This window comes from Draconibacterium halophilum, assembly GCF_010448835.1.
Lineage (GTDB): Bacteria > Bacteroidota > Bacteroidia > Bacteroidales > Prolixibacteraceae > Draconibacterium > Draconibacterium halophilum.
This window is the reverse complement of the sequence record NZ_CP048409.1, coordinates 4,000,526-4,022,091: the sequence shown is the minus strand read 5'-3', so window position 1 is coordinate 4,022,091 and position 21,566 is coordinate 4,000,526. Positions and strand designations below refer to the sequence as shown.

The following is a 21,566-nucleotide window of genomic DNA, read 5'->3' as shown; positions in this document are numbered from 1 at the left end:
CTTATTGTGACGTTTTAGCAGGCCTGATTAATTAAAAAACAATTTAAACAGTATAAAGTTTCTCGCGCAAGGCATGAATCTTTTCATCCTCAATATATTCATCGTAAGGCATTAGTTTGTCGATTATGCCATTTGGTGTTAATTCAATAATTCGATTGCAAACCGACGAAATAAACTCGTGGTCGTGCGACGACATAAACACGTTGCCCGGGTATTTTATCAGGTTGTTGTTAAATGCCTGAATCGATTCCAGATCGAGGTGGTTGGTTGGCGTATCCAAAATAAGTGCGTTGGCATCGAGCAATTGCATTTTGGCAATCATACAGCGCATTTTCTCTCCTCCTGAAAGAACATTTACCTTTTTGTAGATTTCGTCGCCGGCAAACAACATTCTTCCCAGGTAACCGCGAATATATATTTCGGTAGTGTCGGTAGTAAACTGGCACAACCAATCGAATAAAGTCATTTCGCTATCAAAAAACTCCGAGTTGTCCAACGGTAAATATGCCGATGTAATGGTTTGTCCCCATTGGTAAGTTCCCGAATCGGCTTCACGGTTTCCGTTTATAATTTCAAAAAAGGCGGTCATTGCACGGTGATCGCGCGAGAGAAAAACAATTTTTTCTCCTTTTTGTGTCGAGAATTCCACGTCTCTAAAAAGCGTAGTGCCATCAATGCTGGCGCTCAGGTTCTCCACATCCAGAATACGGTCGCCGGCTTCGCGTTCGGGTGTGAAGATAATCCCCGGATATTTCCGTGTTGATGGTTGAATGTCCTCAACATTCAATTTCTCCAACATTTTTTTACGACTGGTCGTTTGTTTCGATTTGGCTACGTTGGCACTAAATCGAGAAATAAATTCCTGCAATTCTTTCTTTTTCTCCTCAGCTTTTTTATTCTGTGCCGATTGCTGGCGAAGAGCCAGTTGGCTACTTTCGTACCAGAAACTATAGTTACCGGCAAACATTTTTATATCGTTATAATCGATATCGATGGTATGGGTAGAAATAGCATCGAGGAAGTGACGGTCGTGTGAAACCACCAAAACAGTATTTTCGTAGTTGGCCAGGTAATTCTCCAGCCAAACAACAGTTTCCAGGTCGAGGTCGTTGGTTGGCTCATCAAGCAGTAGGTTGTCGGGGTTACCAAACAAAGCCTGCGCCAGCAAAACACGAACTTTCTGGTTCCCGCTCATGTCTTTCATTAATGTATAATGAAACTGCTCTTTTATACCGAGGTTGCTTAATAAAGTAGCGGCATCGCTTTCGGCATTCCAGCCTCCCATATCGCCAAATTTCTCTTCCAGCTCGCCGGCTTTAATACCGTCAGCTTCCGAAAAATCGGGTTTCATATACAGGGCGTCTTTCTCTTTCATCAAGTTCCAAAGCTCTGAGTGACCCTTCATTACAGTATCCAAAACGGAGAATTCATCAAAAGCAAAGTGGTCCTGATTTAACACTGAAAGTCGCTCGCCCGAGCCTAAAGTAATACTTCCTGTTGTTGGATCAATCTGCTTCGAAATTGCTTTTAAAAAAGTTGATTTGCCTGCACCGTTGGCGCCTATCACCCCGTAACAATTTCCGGCGGTAAACTTCATGTTCACATCCTGAAATAGTATGCGTTTTCCAAACTGTATTCTTAAATTCGATACTGTAATCATTCTATAATTCTGTTTTCAATTTTTACCCCTTTTTTAAAGGGAGTGCAAAACTAGGCAATTATTTGATACTGGGTGTTAAAGCAATAACAAGTAATGGTGTAGTTAGTCTTAAATTAACGTGCTGGCTGATGTTTTGGGAATGGGGGTATAAAAAAAAGTCCGGCAAAACCGGACTTTCAATATTTTTTGAGAAATAATTCTTATTCAGGTAAACCATATTTGTCAACCACAAAATCGATGTCTTTGTCGCCACGACCACTTAAGTTGATGAGGATTGATTGTTGCTGTTTTTCTTTGGCCAGTTTTAAACTGTAAGCCACAGCATGTGCACTTTCCAAAGCCGGAATAATACCTTCCAAACGACTTAATTCGTAAAATGCATCAATCGTTTCTGCGTCGTTGGCAACACCATAGGTTACTTTGCCCATATCTTTTAGCATACTGTGTTCCGGTCCAACTCCAGGGTAATCAAGTCCACTGGCCACCGAATAAACCGGTGCAGGTTCGCCTTTTTCATCCTGTAAAGTATAGCATTTAAAACCATGTATTACTCCTGGAGTTCCGTAAGTAATGGTGCTGGCGTGTTCGCCAAGTTTTGTTCCTATTCCACCCGGCTCAACACCGTGTAGTTCTGTTTCTTCAATATCGAGGAAGCCCGAGAACATTCCCATGGCATTACTTCCGCCACCTACACATGCAACTACGTGATCAGGATTTTCACCGGTCATTTCGTGAAATTGCTCCTGTGCTTCAATACCAACAACGCGCTGAAAATCGCGCACCATCATCGGAAACGGATGTGGACCAACAACAGAACCAATGCAATAAATGGTGCTTATCGGATCTTTTAGGTAGGATTCAAATGCCGAATCAACAGCTTCTTTTAAGGTTTTTAATCCGTGAGAAACAGGTACTACTTCGGCTCCCAGAATTTTCATGCGAACCACGTTGGGATGCTCTTTTGCAATATCAACTTCACCCATATGAATTTCGCATTCTAAACCAAAATACGCTGCTGCAGTAGCCAGTGCCACACCGTGTTGGCCGGCTCCGGTTTCAGCAATCAGCTTCTTTTTTCCCAGGTGTTTGGCCAACAGTGCCTCACCCATACAATGGTTAAGTTTATGCGCTCCGGAGTGGTTCAAATCTTCACGTTTCAGGTAAATGCGGCCACCGTATTTTGCCGACAAATTCTGGCAGTAATACACTGGAGTTGGCCTACCCTGGAAATGCTTGCGAATACTGCGAAGTTCAGAAATAAAATTATGCGATTTGCTAATGCTGTGGTAAGCATTGGTAATTTTATCCATTTCTTTTTGCAAATCGGGTGGGATAAACGAGCCACCATATTCCTTGTAAAATCCCTCTTTATTGGGGTACTGCTTGAAATAATCAGTCATAGGTTTTTTATTTTTTTCAAATTGAACCCACGAATGTAAAATTTTATCCTTTTGTTTTGATTCTAAATAAGGGATAATCCTGATTTTTTAGGGACTTAATGATAAAGGTAACGCTTAATTTTTTGAGTAGCGGTTTTAATAAAAGGAGTAGGATGAGAAATAAATTGCTGGACTTTTGAGAATTTATTAACGCGTGAATTAATGTAATCTTTAAGCTCAACACTTAACTCGTCAATTTTTTCATCTACATGCTGAGATATTTCATCCATTCTATCTCCCAATTCAGAACGCATTTCTCTCACTTTTTGCTCCAGTTCCTCCCTGTTAAAATGAACCAGTGCTACCAGTTGTCCTTTTTTTTCGATTACTACCGACTCTACAACATGCCTAAAATTGTTGATGATGGACTCTATTTCTTCAGGATATATATTTTCTCCATTGGCACCTACTATCATATTTTTCAACCGGCCTTTGTGGCTTAGCCATCCATCTTTATCAAAAACGCCGAGGTCGCCGGTTTTAAACCAGCCGTCGTCGGTTAAAACACGTTTTGTTTCTTCCGGATTTTTGTAGTAGCCCAACATTACGTTTGGCCCTTTTGCCCAGATTTCGCCTTCTCCGGTTGCCGGATTCGGATCATGAATTTTTAGTTCACAATTAATAACTTTTGGGCCAATTGCTCTGAAACGTGTTGTGGTAGGATTTGAGCCAGCAATAAGAGGTGAGGTTTCAGTTAAGCCATAACCAATGGCGTACGGGAATTTTGCATCGCGCAGAAAACGTTCCACTTTGCCGTCGAGTTTTGCACCGCCAATGCCAAAAAACTGGATGCGGCCACCAAAAGTTTCCATTAGTTTCTTTCCTGCCAAACGGTGAACCAACTTGCGTGTAGGACGAAAACGATGCAACACACGGGTAAAAGCCTTTTTGTTAATGCCGGGTAAAATACTGTTTTTATAGATTTTCTCGATAATCATTGGTACCGTAAGTATTATAGTGGGGCGCAATGATTTTAACGCAGGCAGCAAAACACTTGCTGTTGGCGGCTTGCGTAAATAGGTAACACTTGCTCCGCTATATATTGCCAGTAAAAAACCGATGGTGTTTTCGTAGGTGTGAGACAAAGGCAGTACCGATAAGAAACGGAAATCTTCAGTGATTTTCTGAACAGCTCCCGACTGAACCACATTGGCAATAATATTTTTCTGCGAAAGCATAACACCTTTTGAGTTTCCGGTTGTTCCGGAGGTGTAAATCAGCACGGCCAACTCATTTTCTTTTGGTGTATAAGCTTTTTTGCTGGTTGCGTTTTCGTCGAAAACTACTGATGTGTCTTCCGCTTTTAAAAGCGACAGATCATCAATCGTTACAATAATATCCAGTGAAGAAGCGTCAGTGTCTTTTAGTTTATACTGAAGATTTTCAGAAATAAATAGGGCTTTAGACTCGGAATGTTTTATTACATTTTCCAATTCGACCGGACTAAAATCGGGAAGAACCGGAACTGCCACAATTCCCGAGCACTGCAGTGCAAAATAAACAACTCCCCAGGTTGGCATATTCTGGCTATAGATAATTACTTTGTCGCCCTCGCCAATGCCAAGCTTTTCTAAAAATGCCTGAACAGCGGAGATTTTTTGCCCCATTTCGCTGTAGGTAAGGTATTCCTCATTAATAAATCCAAGTGCCTTATTGTTGGCATAATTTTTAACTGATTCAGAAATAAAGGCGGAAAAGCTGTTGATTTTATCTCTCTGCATAATAGCTGTAAATATGGTTAAAGTTCGCTTTTGTGCAAATATTTAGTATTAAAAAATGTTATTTACAATAGCTATAACATCAACTTAATTTGAATGTTGAGTTAGTAGTTGTCTGATTTTAGGTGCCAGTTTATTGTAGCCGGCAGCGTTGGGATGAAGTCCGTCAGAAAAGAGCGATTCATCAATTTTTCCATTTTCTTTGAGTAGAACAATTCCAACATCGGCATAGTCAAGTCCCATTTCTCCGGCAAGCTGAGCAATTTTTAAGTTCAGCGATGCTACGCGTTTTTCTTCGTTTCTTCGCGGGTAAATTCCAAGAATCAGCACCCGGGCATGTGGTTGCCGGGTTTTCACCGCCTGGTAAACCAACTGTAATCCGCAAACAATCTCTTCCTCGGTATTTAAGTGAAGGTTATTGGTTCCAAGCATAAAAACAACCTGTTCTGCCTGAAATCCGTCCAGCTCTTCATGGTAAATGCGCCACAATACGTTTTCAACGCGGTCCCAGCCAAATCCATAGTTCTGAACTGAAAGATCGCCCAGGTATTTATTCCACGATTCCGGTCCGGCTTTTCTTGGATCAGCGGGTTTGCCACCCCAGTAATGCGTAATAGAATTTCCGATAAAGCAGATTTTTGGAGGATTGGTTCTATTCATTTCCAGTAGTTTGTTATGTCGGGCTTCCCAGTTGTAGCTACCTGGTTCGCGCGATTGAGAAATTGGTATTGTAGTAGAAAAGGTTCCTTTTGGCCGATTCAAAAAATCGCGAAGTTTCGCTTCGTACGCTTCTGCATATTGTTCCATTCCTTTGTCGGTAGGATGCACGCCGTCGACATAACTGTCGAAATCGAGATTCAGTTCTTTTTGAGTTAATACTGTCAGATTGGTGTAGCCTTCTGTCATCAGATCGGCAAAAGCTTTGGCCTGTGCTGCATTTAATCGATCGGTACTTGCTTTTAGCGCTTTGTTGCTGCTTCCATGACCATAACCTGCATGCTCAACAAGCAATATTGGCGCCGAAGATTTCGATCGTACTATTTTTACGGTATTCAACACTTTCTGATAAATATTCTCTTCTGAATATTTATCACCTAGCGTAAGATTTGGCAAACAATCTAAAATATAAACTTTCGCATCAATTTCGCTGAGCAATTCAGTAACTTCATTTTCCATTCTTCCATTTCCTGAGAAGGCCAGGTTAATCAGCGGATTATCCATTTTTCGTTCGATGATGGATGTCCAGGCCATGCCCGGCCGCGAGGCACAACCACCTTGAGCAATGGAAGTTCCGTAAACGACTATCGGCTTTTCCTTTCGTAAGGGAATAGGCTTAAAAAGCACATCACTGGCTACCCCAATTTCCATCCATTTAACCGAGTTGTAAAGTGGCAGATACAAGTGATATTCGCGCCCCATTTTGTGGTAATTGTCGTTGGGTGTGATATTGCGAAACTCATAGGTAATGGTATCGCCAAACGAATAATGTCCGCGACACCACATCCATTTTCCATCACTGTCTTTTGCATATAAATCGATTCCACTAACACCGGTTGATGGCATGTGAGGCATGTTAATATTTCCACCAACCTGATAACGTACTTTTATTTCTGAAGCATTTGTACGAAAACGTATTTTTAATCCTGCTGTATGTTTCGATAGGTTCCAAACCGCATCACGAACGGTGTTTTCTGCTTTTTCAGGAAGTCGGTCGTAGGGAGTTGCCAATCCGTCTTTCCAGCCTTGTCCGTCGATAACGTCGGCACTGTTTTCTGCCGGGTTCCACCATTTAACTTCATTTTGCTGCGAAAAAGCGGTGAATGACCAAAGCAGTAAAACTGTGAGGAGTAGATTGATTTTATTTTTCATTTTATTTTAAATAAAGGTTGCTGTCGCCATAACTCAAAAACCGGAAGTTGTTGGCTAGTGCATAATGGTAAACTTTCTGCCAGTCGGTGCCCAAAAACGCGCTGATTAACAGCAACAATGTACTTTGCGGCTGATGAAAGTTAGTAAACATGCCATTGATGAGTTTAAAATCGTAACCCGGCAAAATGATAATTTGCGTTGAGAAACGAATCGCGTTCTCTTCGTTCTCGGCCAAAAAATAAATGATGTTTTGCACGGCTTTTTCAATGGATATTTTGGCTTCGTTCTCATACGGTTCCCACTGTTTTATTTCAGGGTGAAAAGGATCGAAACGTTTTTCTTCCAGTTGCAATCCAATCCAATACAAACTTTCCAGCGAGCGCACAGAAGTGGTTCCTACTGCAATTATATTGTTCGGATTTTCCAGAAAAGAACGCAAAATATCAATCGGGATAATCACTTGTTCGTGGTGCATGGTATGTCCCTCAATAGTAGCCGATTTTACCGGCTGAAAAGTGCCGGCTCCAACATGTAATGTTATTTCGCTTGTTGTAATGTTTTTAGCTGTAAGTTGCTCAATTACGGGGTTGGTGAAATGTAATCCGGCTGTTGGTGCTGCCACCGAACCATCGATTTTGGCATAAACCGTCTGGTAAGTTTCTTCGTCACTTTCTTCAGTGTCACGGTTAAGGTATGGCGGAATTGGCAACTGGCCAATATGCTCGATAATTTCTGAAAAATGAACACCACCGTTCCACACAAAACGAATGTGAAAAGAATTACCCTCCTGTGCTATTTTTGCGGCGGTCAGCTCAATCGTTTCTTCATCAATTTTAAATGTCTGGTTCAGAAAACCTTCCTTCCATTTTTTTGAATTGCCCACCATGCATTTCCAGGTTACCTCCTCGGTTTCCTGAAAAGCCACCTGGTAATCGGCCGGTTCTACAGGTTCCAGGCAAAAGATCTCGATTTTTGCACCGGTTTCCTTGTAAAAGAATAAACGGGCATGGATAACGCGGGTATTGTTAAAAACCAGCTGCGCCTCTTCAGGCAGGTAATTGGTACAGTTTTCAAAAATATCTTGCTGAATTGTTCCGTTTTGACTGATTAACAACTTAGATTTATCGCGCTCATTCAAAGGGTATTTGGCAATCCGCTCATCGGGGAGATCGTACGAGTAATCGCTGATCTTTATGTTTTTGTATGTGCTCAAACCGTTCTTCTTTTGTGAGGCAAAAGTAATCTTTTTTCTAATTCTTTACTGATAGCCTCACTCAAAGTAAGGCTATCAGTAAAGACCAAGAGGCTACCAATGTTCTATTATAAAATTGTACTTTTGCACAAAAGTAAAAAAGTCATGGTTAAAGTAGGAGATAAGGTAAAGTTCTTAAACGATATTGGTGGGGGATAGTAACCGGATTTGTAAACAAGAATACGGTAAATGTAGAAGGTGATGATGGTTTTGAGGTGCCTTATCCGATAAAAGAGTTGGTGAATGTGAGTGCTCCGGAAATGAATGTAAGAAGTAATGAACCGGCTCAGCACGAAGCACCTGTTGAAGTGGAATCAGAACCTGAATACATTGAGCCGAAAGGAGAGATTATTAACGGAAAAAATACAGCTGAATTTTATTTTTGTTTTGTTCCTGAAGATCCGAAAAATCCACTTTCGGGCGAAATAGAATTATACCTGGTAAACGACAGTAATTTTACAGTGCTCTTTAATTATTCGTACATCAAAACTGATGGTGTTGAGGCCGTAAAACAAGGCACGGTTCGTTCCAATTCAAAAGAGAAAATTGATGCCTTAGTTCAGGAGGAATTAAGTGATTTGCCTGATTTTGGCTTTCAGTTGATTTATTTTCGCGAAACAGAAAGTGAGTGGAATACACCAATGGTGAAGAAATTCAGGGTGAATCCGGTGAAGTTCTACAAAGAATCGACTTTTCGCGAGAACTCGTATTTCAAAAAGAATGCCTTAGTGCTTAAAATTACTTCTGATGCTTTTCAAACCGAGCTGGATAAGTTGACCCAGGATGATTTCAAAAAAGTGGTAAAGGCGAAGGAAGTTGTTGAAGCACCAAAAAGAAAAAAACGAAAACGAACTTCGGAAGAAGTGGTGATTGATCTTCACATAACTGAATTACTAGACGATTCGGAAGGTTTGAGTAACCGCGAAATGCTGGACATACAGATGGAAACTGTAGAATCGGAAATGAACCTGGCGATAAAAAATCATACCAAACGAATAGTGTTCATTCATGGTGTGGGGCAGGGTGTTTTAAAACAGCAAGTGAGTGACCTGCTAAAACGCAAATTCAAAAAATATTACTTCCAGGATGCCTCGTTTAAAGAATATGGTTACGGTGCTACAATGGTGATACTGAGGAAAGGATGAATAAAGAATGATTAAATGGAGAGATAATCGTGGAAGTAACAATTCATCCTTTATTATTTTTAATTCATCCTTTATCCATTAACCTTAATCCTTTTATTATTTTTGCACCGGCAAGCCGCTTTATCGGGCTGACTATTAATGTCAGTCAGGAAAGTCCGGGCAACGCAGGGCACCGTGCTTCTTAGCGGGAAGATCTTTGAAAGGGGATAGTAACGTAACAGAAAATAACCACCTTGTTATGGCTCGTCCATAGCGGGGAACGGGTGAAAAGGTGTGGTAAAAGCGCACCGGTGGCGGTGGCAACATCGTCAGCCGTATGTCTCGCGGGTTGCAAAGCCATGTATATCCAAAGTGTTTGCCGCTGTTGCGGTACAGCGAAACGGCCCGTTTTGCTCCTAACGCACAAAGGACTTTGGAGGGGTAGGCTGCAGGACTCAGGTAGTGATATCTGGGCAAGATAAATGATAAAGCTTTCCTGACGATAAATGTCAGGATTGACAGGACCCGGCTTACAGGCTTGCCTTTTTAATAAAACTCAGGATTTGGAATCCAGCGTTAGATGGAGAGCAAAATTCTGTTGGTTGAATTAATCCCGATAAAGAAGTTTGTCGGGATATCAATATTCAACGGGTGACTAAAAGTTAAGACAACTAGTCACCCGCTGAATTGTTTTTACTTGTAAAACGTTGTGTACCACTTTACAAATTCGCCAATTCCTTTTGCCAATGGCGTGTCGGGCGAGTAGCCAAAATCTCTTTTCAATACGCTCACATCGGCGTAGGTTTTATACACATCGCCGGGTTGCATTTCGTGAAACTCTTTAACAGCTGCTTGTCCCAGTGCTTTTTCAATAGTTTCGATAAAATCCATCAGTTTCACCGGACTGGAGTTGCCAATGTTGTGAACTTTATAGGGAGGAATAGATGTAGGCGGCTCGTTCAGTATTTTAACAATTCCCTTTACAATATCGTCGATATAGGTAAAATCACGATACATGTCGCCATGGTTGAATACTCTAATCGCTTCTCCTGAAAGTATGTTTTTGGTAAACGAAAAATACGCCATATCCGGTCGGCCCCATGGGCCATAAACAGTAAAAAAGCGCAATCCGGTTGTTGGGATACCAAACAAGTGGCTGTAAGTATGCGCCATTAATTCGTTACTTTTTTTAGTGGCTGCGTATAAACTAACCGGGTTATCTACAGTATCATCTACCGATAGTGGCATTTTGGCACTGTTCCCATACACACTTGATGAGCTGGCATAAACCAGGTGCTTAACGTTATTGTGGCGGCAGGCTTCAAGTATATTAATAAAACCTACAATATTACTATCGATGTATGCACGCGGATTTTCAATGCTGTAACGCACCCCGGCCTGAGCCGCAAGATTACATACCATATCGAACTTTTCGGTTTCAAAAAGTTGGTCGATCTGCTCGCGGTCTTCCAGATTCATCCGAACAAACGAATAAGCCGGAGTTTTTTTGCTCACCACCTTTTGATGCCAGTTTATAGCTTCCTTTGAAATACCGGATTCCTCCAGACGGGCATATTTCAGATCAGTGGAATAGTAATCGTTAATATTATCTATGCCTACAACTTCTACTCCGGCCTCCACCAATTTGTTCGCCAAATGAAAGCCGATAAAACCGGCTGTTCCTGTAACAAGAATTTTCATTTGTATTTTTCCTTAGTGATTAGGATATACTTTGTTTTGCGCTAAATAATCTAAAATAGCATCCAGGTTCTCTTCATTACTCTCCGGATTGAATACCAGTTTTGCATTTGTTGGCGCTTCATATTCCAGATCAATACCCGGAAGATTGCTTGTTTTACCTTGTTCGAGCAATTCGTACAATTCCGGTTTATTGTTTTTACAATACTCCAAATCTGCATCCATATAAAACATATGGAAACGCTCTTCGCCAATAATTTCAGCGACCTGGCTGCGTAAACTTTCGTTACGCGATATAAACGATGCAATGGCAATAATTCCCTGATCGTTCAGCAGCTTACAAATGTGAGCTACACGGCGCAGGTTTTCAGCCCTGTCGGCAGGAGAGTAATCCAGCTCGCGACTTATTCCTGAACGTACCGAACTACCATCTATCAATACGGCTGTTGCTCCATTGTCGAACAATTTTTTCTCCAGGCTAAAAGCCAGTTCGTTTTTACCCGAGCCGTGTAAGCCTGTAATCCAAATAGTTTCTCCTTTTTGGTTGTATTTCTGAAGGTATTCTTCCGGTTGAATCAGTGCCTCGCCTTTGGCAATCTTTGCCTTATCAACATCGGTAATACGCGACGGTAGATTCTTGCTTTCCAAACGATCAATAATCATACCCACCGCGCAGGTATTATGCGTAACCGGATCGATTAAAATAAATGCACCGGTTTGTTTGTTCTTTTTATACGGATCGAAGAAAAGCGGCTTGGTAGTGGTTATTACTGCACGGCCAATTTCGTTCAGGTTTAATTTGTCAATCTTCGATTTATCAAGTGTGTTTACATCCACCTTGTATTTAATTTCGTCGATGCGCGCTTTAGTGGTATTATTGGCTTGTTTAATGTAGAATTGAGTAGAGAGGTTCATGTTGTTTTCATCCATCCAAACCAGCATTGCCTCAAACTGACGATCCATACGAGGCAAATTATCCGGGTGCACCAACATGTCGCCACGCGAAATGTCAATTTCATCTTCGAGAGTAACTGTTACCGATTGCGGTGGAAAAGCATAATCCAACTCTTTGTCGTAGGTAACGATTTTCTCTACTTTCGATTTTTTCATGGAAGGCAGCACCATTACCTCATCGCCTTTTTTAATGATTCCGGAAGCTACTGATGTTGAGAAGCCACGGAATTTAATGTCCGGACGCAATACATACTGAACCGGATAACGCAGGTCGTCGAAGTTACGATCGGAACTTACGTGTACGTTTTCCAGAAATTCAAGTAAACAAGGACCATGATACCAGTTCATATTCTCGCCCTTTTCAACAACGTTGTCGCCTTTTAATGCCGATAGTGGGATGAAATTTACATCGGGCACATCAAGCTGGGTAACAAACGCTTGGTAATCCGATTTGATTTCCTCATAACGCTCCTGACCGTAATCCACCAAATCCATTTTATTAATGGCTACCACCACGTGTTTAATACCCAGGAGATTGGCCAAATAGGTATGTCGTTTGGTCTGGGTAATTACCCCATAGCGAGCATCAATTAAAATAATTGCCAGGTTAGCTGTCGATCCACCGGTAATCATGTTACGCGTGTACTGTTCGTGTCCCGGCGTATCGGCAATAATAAATTTACGTTTTGCCGTAGAGAAATAGCGGTAAGCCACATCGATGGTAATGCCCTGTTCGCGTTCAGCTTTCAAACCATCGAGTAACAAGGCATAATCGATGTCTTCACCGGCATGTCCCACACGTTTACTGTCGCGATGCAAGGCTTCAAGCTGATCTTCGTACAGCATTTTACTGTCGGCCATTAAACGGCCGATTAGTGTTGATTTGCCATCGTCAACGCTACCAGCGGTTAGCAATCTCAAGAGATCTTTTTTCTGGTCTTGATCTAAGAACTCTTTTATATTTAATTTTTTACTTTTCATTTTCAAAGTTGCTTTGTCCTGCCGGACGGGCTTTCATTTTTCTCCTTAGATGAGAAAAACGAAACAAAAAGAATCAAGTCAAAAATAACCTTTGCGTTTTTTCAAAGTATCGGTTTAGCCCGACTGACGGATTTTTGACACGCCCGCACATAAGGAATCTTGTTATTTGTTTTAATCAGTTATAAAAGAACGCTGTTAACTGTATGCTGAGACTGAACACTTTCTTTTGGTCCTGGTCCAGAAATTCCTTTATATTAAGTTTTTTTGTTGTCATCTTCAAAGTTGCTTTTGTTGTTGTAGGATGAGTTTCCTTCGGTCGTTCCTCCCTCGGAAAGTCGTGCAAGAAAGTTTGTTCGTGGTACGACTCCGCGAGGAATGTAATGACGAAGCGGTCTCATGCCCTCGCACGATTCATCTTAAAAATACCCTTCGCGTTTTTTCTGTTCCATACTTGCATCCTGGTCGAAATCGATAACACGTGTAGTACGTTCCGAAACGGTAACGGTCATCATTTCTTCCACAATCTTTTCGATGGTATCAGCTTCCGATTCAATTGCACCAGTAAGCGGGTAACAACCCAGCGTACGGAAACGTACTTTGCGCATTTCTGCTTTGTCGCGCAATTCTTTTGGCATACGTTTGTCGTCTACCATAATCAGGCTGCCGTCCATGTCAACCACCGGACGCTCTTTGGCATAATACAGCGGAACGATAGGGATATTCTCCAAACGAATGTACTGCCAGATATCCAGCTCAGTCCAGTTCGAGATAGGGAATACACGAATGGATTCGCCCTTCTGAACGCGGCTGTTGTAAATATTCCAAAGCTCAGGACGCTGATTTTTTGGATCCCACTGATGGAAATTATCGCGGAAAGAAAAGATACGCTCTTTTGCACGCGATTTTTCTTCATCACGACGGGCACCACCAAAGGCAGCGTCGAATTTATATTTATTAAGACCACCAAGCAGGGCTTGCGTTTTCATAATATCGGTATGCACTTTACTCCCGTGCGTAAATGGTCCAACACCTTCTTCAAAACCTTGTTTATTGTGATGAACAATAAGGTCCCAGCCTTTTTCTTTGGCATAAGTATCGCGGAAATCGATCATTTCCTCGAATTTCCATTTCGAGTCGATGTGCATCAATGGAAACGGAACTTTGCCAGGGTAAAAAGCTTTTTCGGCCAGGCGAACCATCACCGATGAGTCTTTCCCGATAGAATAAAGCATTACCGGGTTTTCAAACTCGGCAGCCACTTCGCGGATAATGTGAATGGCTTCTGCTTCGAGCTCGCGTAAATTAGTTAATGAATAGTTATCCATATAATTAGAGTTGTTTGTTTTCTTCGATCCTATATGTAACACACATTTTAATCAACTGTTTTTGAGTTTGATAAAAAGTAATGTGCCATTTTGTTGCTTTTTGTCTGTAGCTATATGCAATTATTCTCCCGGTTTAGACCGGTAATAATGTTGTAGCTGAATAAATTCTGCTCTCTTTTTGTTGTTTCACAAAAGATTGCAAATATAGAATTTTATTCTGGCCGACTTAAGGATTAGATGCTTTTGTACGTTTCGGGGATTTTTATTTAAGAATGATTTTAAATAACTAAAAACCCCAGAAGTATGGAATGAGTAGCATGGACAGAATAAAAGCGATTATATTTAATGGGAGACCAATTTTTAAGTAATCGCGGAATTTATAATTTCCGATAGCCTGAATAATTAAGTTTGTTTGGTAACCTATTGGTGTTGAAAAGCTTGCCGAAGCGGCAATGGCAATCGTTACAAAATAGGGCTTCGGATCAATATTTAGTTGTTGCGACGCCGCAAGTGCAATTGGAAAAACAAGTGCTGCTGCGGCATTATTAGTAATTATTTCGGTGAAAATAGCCGTTAGTATGTACAAGGCTGCCATCACTCCAATTGGCCCAAAACCTTTAGAGAAGTTAATGGTTGTTCGGGCTAAAACCTCTGCTGCACCCGAATTCTGCATGGCTTTACTAATGGCAAAAGCACAGGCAATGGTAATGAGCACATCCCAGCTTATAGCTTTCGTGTATTTTTGATGAGGCATAATCTTTAGCCAAATCAAAAGCATGGCAGCAATGGATGCAAAAAAGAACATATCTAACGACACGCCATCGGGAGAAGAAAGGAATTTGCCGATGGTTGTACCAACAATCATACCCAGCAAAATGATAAAAGCAAGCCATTTTTTCCAGAATGTTCCTGTGCTTCTGTAGTCGCGAATGTATGAAGTTAATAGGAAGATCTTTGAATCGCCCCAGTTTTCGATAAATTTTTCGGTAGTTAGCAAAACAAGGTTGTCGCCGGTTTTTAGGTGTAACTTGTCCTTGTTGCTTGTAATGCGTTCACCATTTCTGTGTACTGCAAGAACTACTGCCTGGTAGTGATCGTAAAAGTTAAACTCATGAATGGTCTTACCAATTGCTGGGAACCGAGGTGATAATACAGCTTCGTATTGTTTCAGCTTTTCTTTTGGTACATTTTTTATTAAGTCAATACCACTAAGTTTAACATTCGAATTAGCCAGGATGTAATTTAACCGGTCAGATTTTCCACCAACCAGTAATTTATCTTTGGCCATTAGTTTAAACGAACCTTTTTTGGTCTCAATAATATTACCATTGCGATTAATCGTTTGTATAATCAAACCTTTAAGTTCTTTCATACGGCCATTCTTTATTTCAAGACCGATAAGGTTACTGTTTGCTGTAATTATGATGTCGTAGTGGTAATCTTTGTATGCGGTAGAGCTTTTTGAATTAAAAAATATTTTCTCGCCGGGTAGCAGTTTGTTACTAAACACTGTCATATAAATAGTTCCGGCAATGGCAATAAAACCACCAATCTTTGCCAGTTCGAACATGCTAAATCCTTCGTAACCATTTTCTAATATTAAACCGTGTACAACAAGGTTGGTAGAAGTTCCGATAAGCGTACACATTCCTCCAAAAATTGTGGCGTATGAAAGTGGTATCAGGAATTTCTTAGATGACAGGTTGAGGTTCTCCGACCATTTTTTTATGATCGGGGCAAAAATAATTACTACCGGCGTGTTATTCAAAAAAGCAGAAAGTACCGAAACCGGCAGCATAATTTGCGGAATCAGCGAAACCATTTTTCTTCTTTTTCGTGGTAGGTAGGTTTGTGCCAGGCGGTTTAAGATTCCTGATTGCCGTATGCCTTCGCTAACAATAAACAAAATGGCAATTGTTATCATTCCTTTATTGGAAAAACCGGCCAGCATTTCTTTATCGGTAATAGTGCCGGTAGCCATAAGGATAATTGCCGAAGAGAAAAAGATAAGCCCCGGACGCATTAACTCTTTCGCCAGCGCTATGATGGTTAATAATACAATGGCGAGTACAATATATCCTTCGGTACTTATCAACGTGATGTGGTATTATGTTGTCCTTCTATTCTAGCAAAACCTGCTTGAACGAATCAAAGCTAGTATTAAAATCTTTTCTCTTCAAATAATTTTTCCGAAATAAAATTGTTCAAATCAAAGCGAGTTTGTAAATTGTTCTTTTTGTGGCAGATGAGCGTTTTTAGAATGACTGCTTAAAGGATTTAGTCGAAATAGGATGTTAAATTGAAATTGAAAAAAATAGATTTTTTTGAAAAAAAATGTCTGATGATTTGTGTGAAAAAAAATAATAATTACTTTTGCACCCGCCTTTGAGAAACAAAGGCACTCAAGGATGACTCAGTAGCTCAGTTGGTAGAGCACATCCCTTTTAAGGATGGGGTCCTGGGTTCGAGACCCAGCTGAGTCACCAAGTCGGAAATCATTCCGAATTAAAAGCGCTTAAATCGTTGATTTATAGCGCTTTTTTCTTTTGTAGTAATTCAAAGTGAGTCAAAAAATACCAAAAAAAGGGGACTAAATCGAGACCCATCGATTTTTGGCTCAAAAATAGGTCTCTTTTTTGTAACTCTCTGATATTCATAATTTAATTTGGTCTGAATTGGTCTCTTTTGCTGTTGTGAAACGGCACTTTTTGGGGTAATTTTACCCCAAAAGAGACCTAAAGAGACCCTAAAACTTAAAAATTTAGGAGTTATGAGAATCAGAATTAGTCTTTTGTTAAAGAAATCAAAAAGTAAAAACAGCGGAAAATGCCCTGTTTATGCGCGTTGCGTGATGGATGGACGAAGAATTGAGCTGTCAACGTCAATCTTAGTGGATGTAGATAGTTGGGATAAATCAAGGCAGGAAATTGCTGGGAATTCGCAGGAAATTAGAATCCTTAATAATCGTTTGTTAAAATTCGTATCTGGAATTTATGATATCTACAATCAATTGGAAGCAAGTCATGATGATTTTGATGTTTATACCATCAAAGAAAAAATCACAGGTACCAGTTCGAAAGATTATTTTATTGAGCTATTTGAGTCAGTTATCGAATCAATTGAAAAAAAGTTAGGGAAAGGCTATTCCAAAGGAACTTTAAAACACTATCGTACTTCGTTAACGCGATTAAAGGATTTTGTAAAGGAATTTTATTTTCGGAAAGATATTGAGATCAAAAAAGTTGATTATACTTTTCTAAATGCTTTTGATATTTACCTAAAATCTAAACACAATATTGGTACAAACACGGTATGGGGATATCATAGGCACGTAAAGAAGGTTTTAAATGATGCGGTTTCAAGGGTTTAATTGTTCGGAATCCTTATGAAAACTTCAAAGTAAAAAGAGGTGATGCAAATCGGGATTTTCTTACTCTAAAAGAAATTAAAAAAATTGAGAAGAAACGTATTCAGATTGATAGGCTTGCCATTGTGCGGGATGTTTTTGTGTTTGCATGTTATACCGGTTTGTCGTATTCTGACATTGCAAAACTGAGCTACCATCACATTCATAAAGGTGATGACGGTGAAGATTGGATTATTATCGATCGCAACAAAACAAAAAACAGGTGTCGTATTCCTTTAGTCCCCAATGCTTTAAAGATTCTGAGGAAATATAAAGATTATGCTTGGAATGAATCACAAGGATTATTATTGCCAGTTCGTTCGAACCAAAAAATGAATGCTTACCTTAAAGAGTTGGCAACAATATGTGGAATTAAAAAAAACTTATCAATGCACGTTGCCAGGCATTCTTTTGCGACCTCTGTTACACTTTCAAATGGAATACCGATAGAAACTGTATCAAAAATGTTAGGGCATAATTCTTTAAGAACAACACAGGTTTACGCAAGAATAGTTGATAAAAAGATTTCGGATGATATGAAGAAGCTGAAAGCAATTCTATGAATAGTGAATCCTAGTTTATTGTTCTCGGTATCGTCTCTTTTAATTTGAGTTTAAATATTTTGAATTGTTATATAGTGTTGAGAATTACTAATGGTTTGCATGAAATATAGTTCGGAAAGTATTTTTTTTGACTATTGAAAGATGCCCAGAATAAGACGATTTTGTGTTTTCTTATGTGCTTAAAATCAGTTTGTTAAAGAAATAGAAAAATTTAGTTCTCGGTAAAGTCTCTCTTGAGTTTCAACAATACTAATTTACGTATCAAAGATACAAAAAACGAATAATTATTGAATTATAGTTTCCCTTGTTTGATGTTATACTTGTTCTAATTATAGTTTTAACTATTTGTGAGTAGCAATGAAATGAATTCAGATTATTTACCCGCCTCTTTTCCTTTGGGAAACGAAATTTGCGCTGAAAGCTAAACATACAATACAATCATTAATAAACTGGAAGTAAACTTATCCAGTCAAAAACACAAATCTATACGGTTAATCGCAAGGGCATGGTAGTAGGGGAGCTGATTATTCTTTCCAGTTTGGGTTCCTTCCTTTGAAATATAAATAATTTGAATCCATCATTACATCCTAAAATGTGGTGCGAAAGACTGTATGTGCTTGAATAACAGTTGAAACATAAATTATCACACGGAGTAAAAATGTTGTTTCGTTAAAATAGGAATGGTACAAGAGTGAGCTTGTACCATTCCTTTTAAATTATGTCAACTCTTCGTGATTGACGTAGCGAAATTAGTATTTGTAATCCAACAGAGAGTACAACAAAAAACAATCCGATATAAAAAGAAAAGTTAATTTGCTTATATTCTCCAAAAAACAGAAACGCAATAAGGATTGCGTAGACTGGCTCTAGATTCAGGCTTAGATTTACAGTAAAAGCAGAGAGTCTTTTTAGTATTGAGGTTAATGAGACATAAACCCCCACCGTACAGAAAAGTGCTAATAATAGAAGGTAAAATATATCACGAATTCCAGGAATAATGGTTTCTGTTGGGAAATAATGTAAATACAAAGGCAGAAAAATACCCAGCCCAAATGTTCCACCAAGCATCTGGTAGTAATTAATTAGTTTGCTATCGTAGGTTTTGACCAAACGTTCATTGTAGACGGTGTATAGTGATGCAAATGCCGGAGCAATTACACCTAGAACAATGCCTAAGCGATAAGAACTATCAAAACGAAAGATTAAACTAATACCTAACAAAGTGATTACACTTAAAACAAATTCTGATGGTCTGAATCTCCGTTTGTTGATCAATGGTTCGAAGATTGCGGTGAAGAAACTTGCCATACAATAACAAATTACTCCTATCGAGATGTTGGAATATTTAATGCTCGCAAAAAACAACACCCAAGACAATGTAATAAGAATTCCGACTTTAGCAATATTCACTTTTTCTCTGAAACAAATTGTATTTCTTATTTTTAACAGTTTTAAAACGATGTAAAGAATGATGGCTGAGAAAAATACTCTGTACCAAGTTATTAAACCTTCATTCAGTGAAATGAGCTTCCCGAAGACTCCGGAAAATCCAAGAAATATTACAGCAGAGTGTAATAACAAATATGATTTTTTCATGAATAATTGACTTCTTTTCTTGCCACGAGACAAGAGATTAAACTAATATTTAATTAAAATTTGAGGCGTAGAATTACATCCGACTCATTGCCGGTTCTCATGTTCCTCAGAAATTTTGAAGAAATATTAAGCCCTGGGAGGGGGAAGACAGCCAATTCTATTCATAATCTTTAATATTTATGCAAATATAGAAAAACACAAAAAAGTTCCAAATTGTATTTGGATGTTCGTTGATTCTTTTAGTCAAAAATAAAGAGTAAGTTATTATTTTTCAATATTGATGCTGAATACCTGTAGTAGTTATGTTTCAAGACTAGGTTCTTTTTATTACATCAAAAATAGGATTGTTGCAGAAATGTAAAAAATGTATCTGAAAGAAGAATTGAAAAACGTTTCCTTATTCTGAATGTTAATTAGGCTAATATTATTGTTATACTTGAACGAAGCATGAACCCACTTGTGCATTTGTTTCGCAATTTTGTAAAAATGTTTCAGCAATTCTAATTAGGAGCATGGCGTTTTGAGGATTGAAACATTGGTACCTGCATTTGTAACATTCATTAAAGTTTTCAAATAGAAGCCCTATTACTTTTGATTCAGAGTTTTAAACCAATAATTCTGAATCGAAATGAAACAGCAGAACGTATTAACAGTTGCGATAATAATTGCCTTAGGCGGATTTCTTTTTGGCTACGACATTGCCATGATGTCGGGAACGACTACTCAACTTGAAGAGTTATATAACTTAAATAGCTTTTGGTTGGGATTTACAATTGCCATCGCAATTGTTGGTACCATAATCGGTACATTAATAATAGGTAAACCTGCCGAAAAATTTGGAAGAAAGAAATCACTAATCCTGTTATCCGGGATATTTTTTATTTCAGCTTTGGGAAGTGCTTTTTCAATAGGCTGGGGGATGCTGCTATTTTTTAGGTTGATTACCGGTATAATGCTAGGTTGTATTTCGGTCGTCACTCCTATGTTCATAGCGGAAATATCACCAGCAAAAAAACGTGGTCGTTTGGTATTACTTAATCAGTTTTTTGTAGTAACAGCTATTTTCCTGGCGTTCGCAGTCAATTACTTTTTAGCCAGAACAATTGTCGTTGATTCCTGGCGCTGGATGATCGGTGTGGAAGCAATACCTGCTCTTTCTTTCTTTCTATTACTAAACCTGGTTCCGGAAAGCCCGAGATGGCTGGTTAATCAGGGACGTAACGAAGACGCTGTTGCGGTTTTTCAACGTATTAAAGCAGAATACCCGGAAGAGGAAGTACGGATTGTAAAAAATTCAGTTGAGCAGGAAGAAGCTGTTGGTCATGGTAGACTGTTTGTAAAAGAAAATCGTTTTCCGGTGATGATTGCGATTCTCATTGCAGCTTTCAACCAATTAGCTGGCATTAATGCTATAATGATTTATGCTCCGCGTGTTTTCGAAATGGCAGGGTTCGAAAACGATATATCTTTACTTCAATCTATTTCGGTAGGCGCTACTAACCTACTTTTTACTTTTATTGCTCTGTTTCTTATTGACAGGTACGGACGCCGTACCTTATTAATGGTTGGATCAGTTGGGATGGTATTTTTTCTCGGAATGCTTTCAAAATCCTTCTTTACCGAAAATTACTCTGACCTTGGTGGCTACGGGGTAATGATTTACCTGATGGGCTTTATCGCGTTTTTTGCGTTCTCGCAAGGAGCTGTTCTTTGGGTAGTTATTTCAGAAATATTTCCCAACAAAGTACGTTCGCAGGGACAGGCTCTCGGAAGTTTTACCCACTGGATTTTTGCAGCAGCGCTTATCTGGGGATTTCCAGTTTTAAACAATGCCGTAGGCGGAGGAGTCTCCTTTGGTTTTTTCGCGATCATGATGGTATTTCATTTCTTTTTTGCATGGAAAGTTCTTCCCGAAACCAAGGGGAAATCACTGGAGGAAATTCAGCTTGAAATGAAAATGAAAAGAAAATAATACCCATAA

At 39.4% G+C, this 21,566-nt stretch carries 14 protein-coding genes, 1 tRNA gene and 1 other RNA gene; 6 read left to right on the top strand and 10 right to left on the bottom strand.

All coding sequences use genetic code 11. From position 1 onward, the window contains the following. Positions 1 to 43: 43 nt before the first annotated feature. The 5 genes from G0Q07_RS16260 to G0Q07_RS16240 all read right to left on the bottom strand — a co-directional run bounded on the left by G0Q07_RS16260 (position 44) and on the right by G0Q07_RS16240 (position 7,899). Positions 44 to 1,660 carry an ABC-F family ATP-binding cassette domain-containing protein gene (locus G0Q07_RS16260; RefSeq protein WP_163348154.1) on the bottom strand — a complete coding sequence of 539 codons (1,617 nt, stop codon included), beginning with the start codon at positions 1,658 to 1,660 and terminating at the stop codon, positions 44 to 46. A 200-nt stretch (positions 1,661 to 1,860) separates the two neighbouring features. Beyond that, positions 1,861 to 3,060: a tryptophan synthase subunit beta gene (gene trpB / locus G0Q07_RS16255; RefSeq protein ID WP_163348153.1), complete on the bottom strand. Its 1,200-nt coding sequence runs from the start codon at positions 3,058 to 3,060 to the stop codon at positions 1,861 to 1,863. Positions 3,061 to 3,155: 95 nt separating this feature from the next. Further along, positions 3,156 to 4,820 carry an AMP-binding protein gene (locus G0Q07_RS16250; RefSeq protein ID WP_163348152.1) on the bottom strand — a complete coding sequence of 555 codons (1,665 nt, stop codon included), beginning with the start codon at positions 4,818 to 4,820 and terminating at the stop codon, positions 3,156 to 3,158. Positions 4,821 to 4,904: 84 nt separating this feature from the next. After that, positions 4,905 to 6,686, bottom strand: coding sequence for an SGNH/GDSL hydrolase family protein (locus G0Q07_RS16245; RefSeq protein ID WP_163348151.1), 1,782 nt, complete (start codon positions 6,684 to 6,686; stop codon positions 4,905 to 4,907). A 1-nt stretch (position 6,687) separates the two neighbouring features. Then, positions 6,688 to 7,899, bottom strand: coding sequence for an S-adenosylmethionine:tRNA ribosyltransferase-isomerase (locus G0Q07_RS16240; RefSeq protein WP_163348150.1), 1,212 nt, complete (start codon positions 7,897 to 7,899; stop codon positions 6,688 to 6,690). A 254-nt stretch (positions 7,900 to 8,153) separates the two neighbouring features. Here G0Q07_RS16240 and G0Q07_RS16235 point away from each other — a divergent pair, with 254 nt between their 5' ends. Further along, positions 8,154 to 9,083, top strand: a complete 930-nt coding sequence (locus G0Q07_RS16235) for a Smr/MutS family protein (RefSeq protein ID WP_163348149.1) — start codon at positions 8,154 to 8,156, stop codon at positions 9,081 to 9,083. A 107-nt stretch (positions 9,084 to 9,190) separates the two neighbouring features. Continuing rightward, positions 9,191 to 9,611: RNase P RNA component class A (gene rnpB / locus G0Q07_RS16230), an RNA gene on the top strand. 144 nt (positions 9,612 to 9,755) lie between these two features. Here the strand turns inward: rnpB and G0Q07_RS16225 are convergent. From G0Q07_RS16225 to G0Q07_RS16210, 4 genes are all read right to left on the bottom strand, one after another. Beyond that, a complete protein-coding gene (locus tag G0Q07_RS16225; protein WP_163348148.1) occupies positions 9,756 to 10,763 on the bottom strand; it encodes an NAD-dependent epimerase in 1,008 nt (335 codons plus the stop codon). A gap of 12 nt (positions 10,764 to 10,775) precedes the next feature. After that, complete coding sequence (cysN, locus tag G0Q07_RS16220; protein WP_163348147.1) at positions 10,776 to 12,695, bottom strand: sulfate adenylyltransferase subunit CysN; 1,920 nt, start codon at positions 12,693 to 12,695, stop codon at positions 10,776 to 10,778. A gap of 416 nt (positions 12,696 to 13,111) precedes the next feature. Beyond that, a complete protein-coding gene (cysD, locus tag G0Q07_RS16215; RefSeq protein WP_262887974.1) occupies positions 13,112 to 14,062 on the bottom strand; it encodes a sulfate adenylyltransferase subunit CysD in 951 nt (316 codons plus the stop codon). 244 nt (positions 14,063 to 14,306) lie between these two features. Then, positions 14,307 to 16,115 carry an SLC13 family permease gene (locus G0Q07_RS16210; RefSeq protein ID WP_163348145.1) on the bottom strand — a complete coding sequence of 603 codons (1,809 nt, stop codon included), beginning with the start codon at positions 16,113 to 16,115 and terminating at the stop codon, positions 14,307 to 14,309. Between the two features lie 315 nt (positions 16,116 to 16,430). On the opposite strand from G0Q07_RS16210, the gene G0Q07_RS16205 reads away from it, so the two are divergent. The 3 genes from G0Q07_RS16205 (at position 16,431) to G0Q07_RS16195 (ending at position 17,989) form a co-directional block, all read left to right on the top strand. Continuing rightward, positions 16,431 to 16,506: transfer RNA gene (locus G0Q07_RS16205), tRNA-Lys, on the top strand. Between the two features lie 284 nt (positions 16,507 to 16,790). Continuing rightward, positions 16,791 to 17,390 (top strand): phage integrase SAM-like domain and Arm DNA-binding domain-containing protein, encoded by a 600-nt coding sequence (locus G0Q07_RS16200; protein WP_163348144.1) that lies wholly within the window; start codon positions 16,791 to 16,793, stop codon positions 17,388 to 17,390. Positions 17,391 to 17,512: 122 nt separating this feature from the next. After that, positions 17,513 to 17,989: a site-specific integrase gene (locus tag G0Q07_RS16195; protein ID WP_163348143.1), complete on the top strand. Its 477-nt coding sequence runs from the start codon at positions 17,513 to 17,515 to the stop codon at positions 17,987 to 17,989. A gap of 711 nt (positions 17,990 to 18,700) precedes the next feature. Here G0Q07_RS16195 and G0Q07_RS16190 read toward each other — a convergent pair. Further along, on the bottom strand, positions 18,701 to 19,585 hold the full coding sequence (locus G0Q07_RS16190) for a DMT family transporter (RefSeq protein ID WP_163348142.1): 885 nt from the start codon (positions 19,583 to 19,585) through the stop codon (positions 18,701 to 18,703). Positions 19,586 to 20,213: 628 nt separating this feature from the next. Here G0Q07_RS16190 and G0Q07_RS16185 point away from each other — a divergent pair. Beyond that, positions 20,214 to 21,557, top strand: coding sequence for a sugar porter family MFS transporter (locus G0Q07_RS16185; protein WP_163348141.1), 1,344 nt, complete (start codon positions 20,214 to 20,216; stop codon positions 21,555 to 21,557). Positions 21,558 to 21,566 lie beyond the last annotated feature (9 nt).

Coding starts and splice junctions, on each gene's coding strand:
- G0Q07_RS16185 (WP_163348141.1), top strand. CDS start 20,214: ATGAAACAGCAGAACGTATTAACAGTTGCGATAATAATTGCCTTAGGC.
- trpB (WP_163348153.1), bottom strand. CDS start 3,060: ATGACTGATTATTTCAAGCAGTACCCCAATAAAGAGGGATTTTACAAG.
- G0Q07_RS16260 (WP_163348154.1), bottom strand. CDS start 1,660: ATGATTACAGTATCGAATTTAAGAATACAGTTTGGAAAACGCATACTA.
- cysN (WP_163348147.1), bottom strand. CDS start 12,695: ATGAAAAGTAAAAAATTAAATATAAAAGAGTTCTTAGATCAAGACCAG.
- G0Q07_RS16225 (WP_163348148.1), bottom strand. CDS start 10,763: ATGAAAATTCTTGTTACAGGAACAGCCGGTTTTATCGGCTTTCATTTG.
- G0Q07_RS16245 (WP_163348151.1), bottom strand. CDS start 6,686: ATGAAAAATAAAATCAATCTACTCCTCACAGTTTTACTGCTTTGGTCA.
- G0Q07_RS16250 (WP_163348152.1), bottom strand. CDS start 4,820: ATGCAGAGAGATAAAATCAACAGCTTTTCCGCCTTTATTTCTGAATCA.
- G0Q07_RS16200 (WP_163348144.1), top strand. CDS start 16,791: ATGAGAATCAGAATTAGTCTTTTGTTAAAGAAATCAAAAAGTAAAAAC.
- G0Q07_RS16190 (WP_163348142.1), bottom strand. CDS start 19,585: ATGAAAAAATCATATTTGTTATTACACTCTGCTGTAATATTTCTTGGA.